We start from the raw sequence: 12,190 nt of genomic DNA, 5'->3' as shown, positions 1-12,190 counted from the left end.
CTTGAATTATAGCATGTATCAGCGCTAAAGCAAGCGCAGGTAGTCGCTTTGGATTTACTCTTGATGTGCGCGCACTAAGCGATGCAATGATTGAATCACATCCCGGGTTTTCAGCTCGCGTTGATCCAACTGCTCATCCAAGCGTTGTCTCATGCGCTTACGCCAATGCAGATTCTGTGCGGGATCATAGAAGTCTGGTTGGGGATCGGCGAAGCCGTAGCCGGTTTGTTCTAATAAGGCCCACTCAAAACGACGTAACACAATATTTTCATTGAGTCCCTCGGCTAGCTCACGCAAGCACTCGCTATACATATCAAAGAGTTCGGGATGCGGATCCTCTGGGGCCAGGAACTTCAGCAGTAATTCATTCATATACCAAGCCGGCATCAGTGCACGGCCTTGGATTGGGAAAAAGCCATTATATTCTGCGCGAGTCAAGGTTTTAACCTCGCCCTGCCCACTCCAACTGAGTAGTAAGGGATGAAAATGACTAAGAATCGGTCGCATGACTGAATAGGGGCGCTTTGCCCCCTTGGCTACCGCCACCACCACGCCATGCTCTTTGGCAAACACATGGGCGACTACTGAGGTTTCACTCCAAGGGTAAGCGTTAAGAAGAAAGGCCTCGGCCTCTTGTACCCGCGCTTTACGTCTACTCATAGCCTAAGTCACGCAAAGCACCCTCATGCTCTGACCAACCCTTGCGGACCTTGATAAAGACTTCCAGAAACACTGGTTTTTCTAACATAGCGCGAATTTCTTGACGCGCTTCACTGGCAATGCGCTTCATATGCTGACCACCTGCGCCTAACAGAATGGGCTTATGCGCTTCACGCTCCACCACCACGCAGGCATTAATCCGCACACCCTGATCATCCTCTTGCCAATCCTCAATCACCACCGTGGAAGAGTATGGCAGTTCATCACCGACTAAACGAAAGATTTTTTCACGTAATATCTCAGCGGCGATAAAACGCATGGAACGATCCGTTAGCGCATCCTCATCAAACATAAATTCGCCCACTGGCAGGCGTTGTGCAATTTCATCTAATAAAATATCGAGTTGCGTGTCTTTTAAGGCGCTCACTGGCACCACTGCATCATAGGGGTACTTGGCAATCAGCTTGGCGGTAAAATCAAATAAGGCCGCTTTGTTTTTTAAAGCATCGATTTTAGAGAGCACCAAAATCACCTGCTTATTTTGTGGCAAGAGCGGTAGCATATTTTCATCACCAGCAGACCACTTCCCTGCTTCTACTACATGCACCACCACATCAACCTCAGACAAGGCCTGCGTCACCACACGGTTCATCATACGATTCATGGCGCCACCATGACGCGTTTGGAAGCCTGGCGTATCGATAAAAACAAACTGCTGATTATCTCGCGTTAATACGCCCTGTATGCGGTGACGGGTGGTTTGCGACTTGCGTGACACAATCGAGATTTTGGCACCGATAAGCGCATTGGTCAGCGTGGATTTACCGACATTCGGACGCCCTACAATGGCAACAAAGCCACAACGCTGCGGATTACTTGTGCTCATTTGATGGTTCCTGCTCAGTTGCCACCGGTAAACTCAATTGCGTGGCTTGACGTTCCAAGTACTTTGCTTTATTAAAATGTGGTTGCGACAAAATAGGTTGCAGCTGCACTAAAGCCAATGCAGCAGCCGACTGCTCAGCCTGACGACGGCTATGGCCGCTGGCCTCTGTCACAATGCCTAAATCCTCGATCCGACATTCAACCACAAACTCCTGGTCATGGGCTGCACCGCGGGTATCTACCACCACATAGCGTGGCAAGGCCAGACGCTTAGACTGTAAAAGCTCCTGCAAGAGGGTTTTATTATCCTTGCCAGCGGTTTTGAAATCGACACGTTCAATTAATGGCTTATAAAGACGGGCAATCACCGCCTGTGCGGTCTGAATGTCCGCATCCAGATAGATCGCCCCAAACACCGCTTCTAAGGCATCTGCCAAAATGGACGGTCGTCTAAAACCACCACTTTTTAGCTCACCCTCACCCAAGCGCAGCACCTCAGATAAACCCAAGGTGCCGGACAACTCTGCCAAGGTCTGTTGATTCACCAGACTAGCGCGGATGCGTGACAGATCGCCCTCATCCTCTTTTTTCAACCCATCAAAAAGTATCGATGCAATGGTGAAGTTAAGAATAGAGTCACCCAAGAACTCTAAGCGCTCGTTATTAGACTGCCCATGACTACGGTGCGTCAAGGCGCGGATCAATAGCGCCTCGTTAGTAAACTGATAGTTCAGCTTGTCTTGTAATTGTCTTAAATTCATCGCTAGTGCTAGTTAATGGAGCCAATACGATCAAAGTTAAAGCCCAAGTTCATCCACACAAAAAATGCCTTACCGACAATATTTTCCTCTGGCACAAAACCCCAGAAGCGACTATCGACACTATTGTCACGATTATCGCCCAGAGCAAAATAATGGCCCTGTGGTACGGTACAACTTAGCTGCTCAGCCGTGTACTCGCAGTGATCCATAAAGGGGTAACGAATATGCGGCCGCGCCAAGTTAGCATAAGGCAACTTCAGAATATTATAAGTCTTGCCGTCGGCAACTTCCGCAAACTGCTCCGGCGCACCACCCTGCTGCTCGGGGTTAATATAAGGCCCTAAATCCATTTGACCATAAAGCTGACCATTGACCGTGAGGGTCTTATCGTGATTATGATAGACCACGCGATCACCCGGCAGCGCCACAATGCGTTTAATATAATCCACCTCTGGCTGTGGCGGATAGCGGAATACCGCCACATCACCGCGCTGCGGACTACCCACGGGGATAAGTTTTTTGTTGATAACCGGAAACACCACTCCGTAGGAGAATTTATTGGCGAGGATCATGTCCTTAGCTTCTAGGGTTGGCAACATCGAACCGGAAGGTATTCTAAACGGCTCCACAATAAAGCTACGCAACACAAAGACCGCTAAAATCACCGGGAAAAAGCTATGCACTAGGTCAATAAACCAACCACGATGCTTTGCCTCAGCCTCGCCGTAGGCAGCCACTCTGCGAGGCCGGAGTAAGAGCCTATCAATGACCTTGACCACGATCGCGATGATTAATAAAAGTAATAAAATTAGGGCGTAATCCATGATGATCTAGCTGCTCCGCGTATTAATCCTCAACTTGTAAGATCGCTAAGAAGGCCTCCTGTGGAATATCCACGCTACCAACCTGCTTCATGCGTTTCTTACCCTCTTTTTGCTTCTCTAAGAGCTTTTTCTTACGTGAGATATCACCACCGTAACACTTGGCCAAGACGTTTTTGCGTAAGGCCTTGACGTTTTCACGGGAAATAATCTCGGCACCAATGGCACATTGAATGGCTACATCATACATCTGTCGCGGAATCAAGGTGCGCATCTTGGCAACCACCTCGCGCCCGCGTTGACGGGCGTGCTGACGGTGCACAATCATGGATAAGGCGTCAACCTTATCGCCATTAATCAAGAGATCCACGCGCACCACATCGGAGCTGCGGAACTCAACAAACTCATAGTCCATGGAAGCATAACCGCGCGACACCGACTTCAAGCGATCGAAGAAATCCAACACGATCTCGGCCAATGGCATTTCATACACTAAATTGACCTGACGGCCGTGGTAAACCATGTTCTTCTGAATGCCACGCTTTTGATTACAAAGCGTCATCACCGGCCCCACGTAGTCCTGTGGCATCAATAAACTCACCTGGACGATGGGCTCGCGAATATCGGCGATTTCACCCACACTCGGCATCCGTGAAGGGGTTTCAACCGTGATCACCTTGCCGTTATTGAGCTCGACTTCATATACCACTGACGGTGCGGTGGTAATGATATCCATATCAAACTCACGCTCTAAGCGCTCCTGCACAATTTCCATATGCAGTAGCCCTAAGAAGCCACAACGGAAACCAAAACCGAGCGCCTCCGAGACTTCCGGCTCAAACATCAAGGAAGCATCATTTAATTTAAGCTTTTCAAGCGAATCACGAAGCTGGTCGTACTCACTACTCTCAACCGGATAGACACCAGCAAATACCTGCGGCTTGACTTCTTTAAAGCCCGGCAAAGGCGCTTCGGCTTCCTTGCCCACCACCGTGATGGTGTCGCCCACCTTGGCGTGTTCTAGCTCCTTAACCCCAGAAATAATAAAGCCTACCTCGCCCGCACTTAACTGCTTGCGTTGCTCTGACTTCGGTGTAAACACACCCACTTGCTCACACAAATGGGTTTGATTGGTCGACATAAAACGCATACGGTCCTTAGGCTTAAGGACGCCATTGACAATGCGCACTAACATCACTACACCGACGTAGTTGTCAAACCATGAGTCGATGATTAAGGCCTGTAAAGGCGCCTCTGGATCACCCTCTGGTGGGGCGATTCTCTCGACAATGGCCTCAAGAATCTCATCAATCCCCATACCCGTTTTAGCACTGGCGGGAATCGCTGCAGAGGCATCAATACCGATCACCTCCTCAATTTCGGCCTTGGCGGCATCGGGATCGGCCGAATTAAGATCCATTTTATTGAGTACTGGTATCACCTCCACATCGAGCTCAATCGCTGTGTAGCAAGTCGCTACCGTCTGCGCTTCAACCCCCTGAGAAGCATCCACTACCAGTAATGCGCCCTCACATGCCGAAAGCGATCGACTCACCTCATAGGCGAAGTCCACGTGTCCGGGCGTATCGATTAAATTTAAATTATAAATATTGCCGTCTTTGGCTTTATAGTGCAAAGCGGCCGTCTGTGCCTTAATAGTAATACCACGCTCACGCTCAATGTCCATGGAGTCTAGCACCTGAGTTGACATCTCACGCTCAGACAGACCCCCACAACGCTGAATTAAGCGATCGGCCAAGGTCGATTTACCATGGTCGATATGGGCAATAATAGAGAAATTGCGTATATGCTGCATGAATTCCGAAAAAAAGCAATAAGTAACAAAAAAGGCGCGTAAATTGCGCCTTTTTTAGCGTTCAACCACCGTATATTGTACTTTATTTTTCAGGTTGAACTGCGACCCACTGCGTTAAATTATCACGTCGTATCAAGATAGCGGCATTTTTGTTTTTTGCCAAGCCCTTGACCAACTGATGATATTGTTCAACGCTTCTAACATCCTGATCATTTAAGACGAGGATAATATCATCCACCATCAGACCAGCTTCAACCGCTGCACCTTGGACATCGGTGATGACGACACCGGCATCGTTACCTAGCAGCTGCTGTTGCGCCGGCGACAGTTCAGCCACTACCAGACCTAAACGATCGGCTGCGGTCGACTTATCCGCTGGCGACTCACGATTAGACTTAGCCGCTAAGGCCGCATCGCCATTAACCGCTTCTACCGTGATTTTTAACTCGACGGCTTTACCACGACGCCATACCTCAATGGTGGAGTCAGTGTTAGGACGGGTCTGGCCAACTAAACGGGGTAAATCCGACCATTTTTTGATGCTTTTGCCGTCAAACTTAGTGATCACATCACCGGCACGCACACCCGCTTTTTGGGCAGGACTGCCAAGCTCAACATTACTTACTAAGGCACCCTCGGCATTTGCCAAGCCAATGGCTTCAGCCACATCCTCTTGCACCTCAGAAATGGTCACGCCAATACGTCCGCGAATGACCTGTCCATTTTCCTTAAGCTGCTCAACCACCTTCATCGCTTCATTAATCGGAATCGATAAAGAAATACCCATAAAGCCGCCGGAACGAGAAATAATCTGCGAATTCACGCCGACCACCTTACCGCTCAGATCAATTAAAGGACCACCCGAGTTACCCGGGTTAACCGCCACATCGGTTTGAATAAAGGGCAAATAGTCACCGGTATCACGATTAATGGCACTCACAATACCCGCCGTTACCGTGGAATCCAAGCCAAAGGGTGAGCCAATAGCCAATACCCATTGACCCTTTTGCAGATCATCTGAGCCGCCGATAGTTAAGGGCTTTAAGCCACCTGCCTGCACTTTCAGTAAGGCCAAGTCAGTACGCTCATCGGTGCCCACCACCTCTGCCGTCAATTCCTTACCGTCATTCAGCGTGACGATGATTTTAGAGGCTTTATCAATCACGTGATTATTGGTGATGATATAGCCATCTTCAGAAATAATAAAGCCAGAACCGACACTGCTTGGCACCTGACGCTCGGCTCGATCGCCCTGCTGCGGGCCACGGCGATCATTATCCCGGCGCTGCCCCGGAAAACCGAAATCGGGACCGAAAAAGAAGCGGAAAATCTCCTCCATATCCTGATCCATGCCGAAGCGACCACCACTAAAACCGCGTACAGGCACAGACTCCATGGTGCGGATATTGACTACGCCAGTCTCTGTCTTGGCCACGATCTCAGTAAAGTCCGGCAAAGCCACCAGGCGATTTGTCGTTGTTGGCACCGCTGGCGCAGCTTGATTTGCAGCTGGCGCCTCTTGCTTCACCACCGGTGAAGGGACGAGCTTATTATCTTGAGCAAGTGCCTGAGTAGCAAATAAACTCATGGCCAACAAGGTGGATACAAAGGTTTTTTTTACTAACATAAAAATGTCCTTGAATACTAGTAGATAAAATATAAGCACCTAATCCGCAAGCGAACGATGCTGAGCAGATTCCGCCACGGCTTGCAAGCTTGCAATCGGCATAGCACCTAGCGCAGTAAGCCAATAATCGCCTACCCGTCTGCTGTAAATATTGACCGGTCCTTCAACCATATCGGATTGTCCGTATTGCGCCTGATCCTCTGGCGTCAGCTCTTGAATAAATAAGGAAAAGGAGGAAAGACCGTCTGAAAGAGTTAGTTGACGAACCTCCTTATTGGTTCCCATCAATAATTTAAAACTAGTAACTTGATGAAACCCGCTAGGAAAACTAAATTCCCAACCCTCAGCCGCCAAGTCGACCTCATCGCTACGTGGCTTAAGATGCTCCCAATTCACATAGTCATGCGCTGTATGAATTGCCTCAGGATCGATTTGCTCGTCAAAATGCACTTGCGTAAAGAGGGCCTGACTAATCACTTGCTGCTTGGCATTCACCGTTTCGATTTGTAGCAATAAGCGCTTAAGCGGTTCAACACAAAGCCTAAAACCGTAGCGACTGTCATCGCGTGGTTCTAAAAGAATTTTTTTACATTGAATCCCAGCCACTCGACCCGGCGCCTTTAATTCATGCGCAAAGTAATAATTAGCAATACCGTCGGCCTTGCTCAGTAAAAGACCGGGAAACTCATGCTCCCGAATCGGCATACTAATCACAATCTGTTGCTCAGGGACTAATTGGATTTGCTGATCGTCGGTACGCAAAATCTCAATCGGACTAGCATCCATGGAGTAGATGCGACGCAATAAATGATGGTTGTTGTAGAGGTTGGTAATGGCCGAGGTCACTAACTGCTGATTCGCCCAATGCGATACAAAAACACCCTGATAATTTACCTGAGCGGAAGCCAATTGAATCTGCGTCAGTAATTGCTCTAGATTTAACTCCTCCACTGCCTGTCCCACTTGACTATCTGCAGCCACTGATGACGGTGCCGCCTGCGCACTCAAGGTTGAGCCTAAACACAGTGCCAACAGCAGGGCTTGGGCGTGATGTATCCACTTAATCATTGAGCAAAACCTGCGCCTTGGTAATTTACCTGCATAAATGGCGTTTGTGCCGACATATCACGGTGTGAACGTAAATACTCGGGATAGGTGCGACGATACTCCTCGCTGGCCGCGCGAGCAGAGGAAACAGCTGCCGGCGCACTATGCACAACCGTCGGTGCCGCACGGAAGCTACGCACTGGACTAAGCTCGCCATGATCGGTAGTGGCTGTGAGCACTGGCTCTCTGGTCGTGTGTAAGGTGCTCGCTGGGGTCGTAGGCGCTACTGGGGCACTAGACACTAAGGCTGGTGCCGTCAACTCCGCACCCGATTGAATCTCCGCCGACTGAAAAACACTATAGGTCATCACGGTCGCAATCGCAGCTGCCACCCCACCGGCCACAAAGGCTAAACGCGCTTTGGGCTTGGCCGGTAGTTGGTGAATACTCGCCGTAGTCGCAGACTGAACGGGGAGCTTTGCATAGCCACCATCGGTACCGGTCGCCGGCAGCGCATCCTCCCAGCTTGACGCCTCAGCCACATGCGCAGGCTCAGCAGCCAAGGCCTCTGCCAAGCGCATTGAAAAGCGCTCGGAGCTACGAATCGCCAGACTGCCATCGCGCATCACATCACTAATCAGATGATAGCGCTTAAGCTCAGCATAGTGACTATCATCCATACCATCTAGCAATGCGCTCAGCTCGGCATCGCTTAATTCACCATCTAAAAAAGCACTCAGACGCTCGGCTTGATCGAGGTGCTTAGCAGCTGATAAATCTATCGTAGTACTCATTTACAAGACATCCTTTTGGTGGGTAGCTACCACGGCCTACCATCACCATCGCTACCCAATAACGACTTGAGACGCTCTGAAATCGCCTCACGTGCCCTGAAAATACGCGAGCGGACGGTGCCGACAGGACAGTCCATCACACCCGCAATTTCTTCATAGCTTAAGCCCTCAAGCTCTCGCAACACAATCGCTTGGCGCAATTGCTCGGGCAAGTCATCAAGTGCTGCCTGCAAAGCCTCTAAAATCTCGCGATTGTGCATATGTGTTTCAGGGGTTTCTCCATCTGTTAGATTATCTAACAAAGAAAAAGTTTCACCATCCTGACTCTCCAGTTGATCTGAGACAAACAGCTGATTTTGTTTACTGGAAAGATGATTTCTGGCGGTGTTGACCGCAATCCGATAGAGCCAAGTATAAAAGGCGCTCTCATTGCGAAACTTAGGCAAGGCACGATATGCCTTCAGGAAGGTTTCCTGTGCCACGTCCTCAACATCACTTTGATTGTATAAAATGCGCCCCAGCAGCCGCAAAATGCGTCGCTGATACTTACTCACTAACAGCTCAAAAGCCCGTTTTTCACCGGCTTGAGCTCTTTTTACAAGGGCTGCGTCTAATTCCCGCTCTGTACTCATGCCATTATCTCCTGAGACCAATTATGACATAAGGCATTAAAGCGACGCTTCTCTTGCGCTTTTAAGGCATGTAAGCAAATGATTAATTGATGGTGCTTGCCGTCCTCTGCCTGCAGCAATAAATAACACCAAAACAAGACATAACGCACGGCGATCGGCTTGCAACGAATCGCAGCCGCTCGGGTACCCTCACGACGAGAATCATAGGGATAATAGCGACACTCACCCTCCGGACTCAGGGACAGTCCCCAAGTCCTCTGGGAGGAAGCATGTTTTAAAAAAACAAATAAGAGTGACGCAATCAAGCAGGAAGTAATAAAGTCGAAAAAAAGTAACAAAGTGAGCCAGATTAAGCCGGCCTTAAAAAAAATCGCATAAGCGCTCGGCTTAATCTCTAAACTCTGATACCAAACTCGGTTTAAAACTGGCGAGGACATGCAATAACACTAGACTTTCTTAACAACCATTGAGCCGTTAGTGCCACCAAAGCCAAAGGAGTTAGATAGCGCATACTCAATCGCTACGTCACGCGCTTCATTGGACAATAGTCTAGATCACACTCAGGATCTTGGTTGATAAGATTGATGGTTGGTGGCGATTTCTGATGATAAACCGCTAGGGTCGCAAACACGCCCTCAATACCACCAGCCGCACCTAATAAGTGCCCTGTCATTGATTTGGTGGAGTTAACCACAACCTTGTGCGCATGCTCACCTAAAGCCAGCTTTAAGGCTTTGGTCTCATTAACATCACCCAGTGGTGTGGAGGTACCATGCGCATTCACATAGTTAATCTGATCAGCATTAATGCCGGCATTTCTCAAGGCATTGACCATACCACGGCGAGGACCGTCTTCATTTGGTGCAGTGATATGATGCGCATCGGAACTCATACCGTAACCGACTAACTCACCGTAAATCTTGGCACCACGCTTTTTGGCATGCTCATACTCTTCGAGTACCATCACGCCGGCCCCCTCACCCAAGACGAAACCGTCACGGTCAACGTCCCAAGGGCGCGAAGCGGCCGTCGGATCATCATTGCGCGTAGACAGTGCACGCATCGCCGCAAAACCACCGATACCTAAAGGAGATACCGTAGATTAAGCGCCGCCAGCAATCATAATATCGGCATCACCATACTCGATCAAACGACCAGCATCACCAATCGAATGAAGGCCAGTAGTACACGCAGATACCACCGCATAGCTCGGCCCCTTTAGACCTAGCATAATGGTCAGGTGGCCTGAAATTAAGTTAATCAATGAGGCTGGCACAAAGAAAGGATTAATACGGCGCGGCCCCTTATCAAGGTAGGCCGTTTGTGTTTCCTCAATCCGAGGTAAACCACCAATACCGGAACTCACGATCACGCCAGCACGCTCAGGGTTAATCTGATTAATATCTAAACCAGAGTCCTGCCACGCATCCAGGCTGGCAGCAATACCGTAATGGATAAAGGTATCCATCTGCTTGGCTTCTCTAGCGCCAATGTACTTAGTGACGTCAAAGTCCTTGACCTCACCTGCAATCTGAGAGTTGAATTCACTCGCATCAAAACGGGTAATCGGGCCAATACCTGAGCGGCCATTGACCAAATTATCCCATGCGGAATCAATGGTATTTCCAACAGGTGACACAATGCCCAAGCCTGTTATGACGACTCGTCTTCTCACAGAACACTCCTTAATGAGTTGTTAGTTTTTGTTCTAAAAAATGACAAAAAAACCGCCTAAGCCTGCTAGTTGTGCCAGCGTGACTGTGCACAAAAGACGGTCTAGGCGGTAATACGAAAATCACCCAAGCGATTACTTCTTGTTAGCAGTGATGAAATCAATTGCTTGTTGAACGGTCGTGATTTTCTCTGCTTCTTCGTCAGGGATTTCGGTTTCGAACTCGTCTTCTAAGCACATCACTAACTCAACCATATCAAGCGAGTCAGCGCCTAAGTCGTCTAGGAAAGAAGACTCATTTTTTACCTCAGACTCGTCCTTAATTGCTAATTGTTCAGCAATAATGCTCTTGACGCGTTGTTCGATGCTATCCATGTATATCTCCAAAAAGGGACATGCCCTTAATAATTAAAAACTAATGGTCAAAAATATGACCCATCGTGTGATTAATCGTTTTGAACTACTCAAGTCTAAGCAAAAAGCAGGCCTAGTTCAAGTAGATAAAACACCCAAAAATTGCAATGCGCTGTGTTTAAAACTGCATTTTAGACAAAAACACTGCAATGTTCATTAAATAAGTCACTTAGGACAATAATTTTCCTGTATCGCGACTCTTTTTACGACAGATCCACCTAATTTAGCTACTCAATTGACTCCAAATAAGCAGACCCTGACTAAAAACTGCTGCGGCGATGCAGTGATTACTGCATAAACATGCCGCCATTCACATGTAAGGTGGTGCCCGTAATATAAGCAGCTTGCGGGCTAGCTAAAAACACCACCGCATTGGCCACGTCCTCAGGCTGACCAAAACGCGATAAAGGAATACGTGATAATAGTGCCTCAGTCGCTTCCTCGCCTAATGAACGTGTCATATCGGTATCAATAAACCCGGGTGCCACGCAGTTAACGGTGATATTACGACTACCCAATTCGCTGGCTAAGCTACGGCTCATACCGGCAACCGCTGCTTTAGCGGCGGCGTAGTTAGCTTGACCGGGATTACCTACAGAGGCAATTACTGAAGTCAAATTAATAATCCGACCCTCACGCGCCTTCATCATCGCACGCATCACACCACGACTTAAACGGAAGACAGCGTTAAGATTGGTCTGAATCACTTCCAACCAGTCCTCGTCCTTCATGCGCATCGCAAGACCATCGCGCGTGATACCCGCGTTATTTACCAGAATATGCGGACCACCCTCTTTGGCCAGCTCTGCCAAGAGCGCATCACACGCCGCATCATCGGTGACATTTAACACCACACCGCGCCCGCCGAAAGCCTCTAATTCCTTGGTGATGCCCTCAGCGCCTTGCGCGCTAGTGGCTGTACCCACCACCACGGCACCTTGCTCAGCCAATGCCTTGGCAATCGCTTTACCAATTCCTCTAGAGGCACCGGTAACGAGAGCAATTTTATCCTTTAAAACTTTTTCCGACATCTGTTTTTACCCTAAAAAAAGCGCTTATAA

The 12,190-nt window shown here is 48.8% G+C and carries 12 protein-coding genes and 1 pseudogene; all 13 read right to left on the bottom strand.

Annotated features, from left to right (window positions below):
- Positions 1-54: 54 nt before the first annotated feature.
- The 13 genes and pseudogenes from recO to fabG all read right to left on the bottom strand — a co-directional run bounded on the left by recO (position 55) and on the right by fabG (position 12,160).
- A complete protein-coding gene (recO, locus tag HMPREF3179_RS08905; protein ID WP_070470787.1) occupies positions 55-660 on the bottom strand; it encodes a DNA repair protein RecO in 606 nt (201 codons plus the stop codon).
- Positions 653-1,546, bottom strand: a complete 894-nt coding sequence (gene era / locus HMPREF3179_RS08900; protein WP_070470784.1) for a GTPase Era — start codon at positions 1,544-1,546, stop codon at positions 653-655. Before era ends, recO begins: the two co-directional genes overlap by 8 nt.
- On the bottom strand, positions 1,533-2,306 hold the full coding sequence (rnc, locus tag HMPREF3179_RS08895) for a ribonuclease III (RefSeq protein ID WP_070470782.1): 774 nt from the start codon (positions 2,304-2,306) through the stop codon (positions 1,533-1,535). The genes era and rnc overlap by 14 nt, the downstream gene beginning before the upstream one ends.
- A gap of 8 nt (positions 2,307-2,314) precedes the next feature.
- Positions 2,315-3,130 (bottom strand): signal peptidase I, encoded by an 816-nt coding sequence (lepB, locus tag HMPREF3179_RS08890; RefSeq protein WP_070470780.1) that lies wholly within the window; start codon positions 3,128-3,130, stop codon positions 2,315-2,317.
- A 22-nt stretch (positions 3,131-3,152) separates the two neighbouring features.
- Positions 3,153-4,943: a translation elongation factor 4 gene (gene lepA / locus HMPREF3179_RS08885; RefSeq protein ID WP_070470778.1), complete on the bottom strand. Its 1,791-nt coding sequence runs from the start codon at positions 4,941-4,943 to the stop codon at positions 3,153-3,155.
- An 82-nt stretch (positions 4,944-5,025) separates the two neighbouring features.
- Positions 5,026-6,570 (bottom strand): Do family serine endopeptidase, encoded by a 1,545-nt coding sequence (locus HMPREF3179_RS08880; protein ID WP_018026414.1) that lies wholly within the window; start codon positions 6,568-6,570, stop codon positions 5,026-5,028.
- Between the two features lie 39 nt (positions 6,571-6,609).
- Positions 6,610-7,638, bottom strand: coding sequence for a MucB/RseB C-terminal domain-containing protein (locus HMPREF3179_RS08875; protein ID WP_018026415.1), 1,029 nt, complete (start codon positions 7,636-7,638; stop codon positions 6,610-6,612).
- Positions 7,635-8,411 (bottom strand): sigma-E factor negative regulatory protein, encoded by a 777-nt coding sequence (locus tag HMPREF3179_RS08870; protein WP_048767240.1) that lies wholly within the window; start codon positions 8,409-8,411, stop codon positions 7,635-7,637. The genes HMPREF3179_RS08875 and HMPREF3179_RS08870 overlap by 4 nt, the downstream gene beginning before the upstream one ends.
- A gap of 26 nt (positions 8,412-8,437) precedes the next feature.
- Positions 8,438-9,043: an RNA polymerase sigma factor RpoE gene (gene rpoE, locus HMPREF3179_RS08865; RefSeq protein ID WP_018026417.1), complete on the bottom strand. Its 606-nt coding sequence runs from the start codon at positions 9,041-9,043 to the stop codon at positions 8,438-8,440.
- Positions 9,040-9,480, bottom strand: coding sequence for a hypothetical protein (locus HMPREF3179_RS08860; RefSeq protein ID WP_070470777.1), 441 nt, complete (start codon positions 9,478-9,480; stop codon positions 9,040-9,042). Before HMPREF3179_RS08860 ends, rpoE begins: the two co-directional genes overlap by 4 nt.
- Before the next feature lie 9 nt (positions 9,481-9,489).
- A pseudogene (gene fabF, locus HMPREF3179_RS08855) lies at positions 9,490-10,718 on the bottom strand (beta-ketoacyl-ACP synthase II).
- Positions 10,719-10,850: 132 nt separating this feature from the next.
- Positions 10,851-11,090 (bottom strand): acyl carrier protein, encoded by a 240-nt coding sequence (gene acpP / locus HMPREF3179_RS08850; RefSeq protein WP_018026420.1) that lies wholly within the window; start codon positions 11,088-11,090, stop codon positions 10,851-10,853.
- 326 nt (positions 11,091-11,416) lie between these two features.
- Positions 11,417-12,160 carry a 3-oxoacyl-ACP reductase FabG gene (gene fabG, locus HMPREF3179_RS08845; protein WP_036558974.1) on the bottom strand — a complete coding sequence of 248 codons (744 nt, stop codon included), beginning with the start codon at positions 12,158-12,160 and terminating at the stop codon, positions 11,417-11,419.
- Positions 12,161-12,190: the final 30 nt, after the last annotated feature.

The sequence above is a fragment of the Oligella sp. HMSC09E12 genome, from assembly GCF_001808505.1.
Lineage (GTDB): Bacteria > Pseudomonadota > Gammaproteobacteria > Burkholderiales > Burkholderiaceae_B > Oligella > Oligella urethralis.
The sequence above is the reverse complement of the archived record's forward strand: the minus strand, read 5'-3'. Positions and strand labels throughout refer to the sequence as shown.

What these genes read in the sequence shown, in the direction of transcription:
- recO (WP_070470787.1), bottom strand. Translation starts at nt 660, where the DNA reads ATGAGTAGACGTAAAGCGCGGGTACAAGAGGCCGAGGCCTTTCTTCTT.
- era (WP_070470784.1), bottom strand. Translation starts at nt 1,546, where the DNA reads ATGAGCACAAGTAATCCGCAGCGTTGTGGCTTTGTTGCCATTGTAGGG.
- rnc (WP_070470782.1), bottom strand. Translation starts at nt 2,306, where the DNA reads ATGAATTTAAGACAATTACAAGACAAGCTGAACTATCAGTTTACTAAC.
- lepB (WP_070470780.1), bottom strand. Translation starts at nt 3,130, where the DNA reads ATGGATTACGCCCTAATTTTATTACTTTTATTAATCATCGCGATCGTG.
- lepA (WP_070470778.1), bottom strand. Translation starts at nt 4,943, where the DNA reads ATGCAGCATATACGCAATTTCTCTATTATTGCCCATATCGACCATGGT.
- HMPREF3179_RS08880 (WP_018026414.1), bottom strand. Translation starts at nt 6,570, where the DNA reads ATGTTAGTAAAAAAAACCTTTGTATCCACCTTGTTGGCCATGAGTTTA.
- HMPREF3179_RS08875 (WP_018026415.1), bottom strand. Translation starts at nt 7,638, where the DNA reads ATGATTAAGTGGATACATCACGCCCAAGCCCTGCTGTTGGCACTGTGT.
- HMPREF3179_RS08870 (WP_048767240.1), bottom strand. Translation starts at nt 8,411, where the DNA reads ATGAGTACTACGATAGATTTATCAGCTGCTAAGCACCTCGATCAAGCC.
- rpoE (WP_018026417.1), bottom strand. Translation starts at nt 9,043, where the DNA reads ATGAGTACAGAGCGGGAATTAGACGCAGCCCTTGTAAAAAGAGCTCAA.
- HMPREF3179_RS08860 (WP_070470777.1), bottom strand. Translation starts at nt 9,480, where the DNA reads ATGTCCTCGCCAGTTTTAAACCGAGTTTGGTATCAGAGTTTAGAGATT.
- acpP (WP_018026420.1), bottom strand. Translation starts at nt 11,090, where the DNA reads ATGGATAGCATCGAACAACGCGTCAAGAGCATTATTGCTGAACAATTA.
- fabG (WP_036558974.1), bottom strand. Translation starts at nt 12,160, where the DNA reads ATGTCGGAAAAAGTTTTAAAGGATAAAATTGCTCTCGTTACCGGTGCC.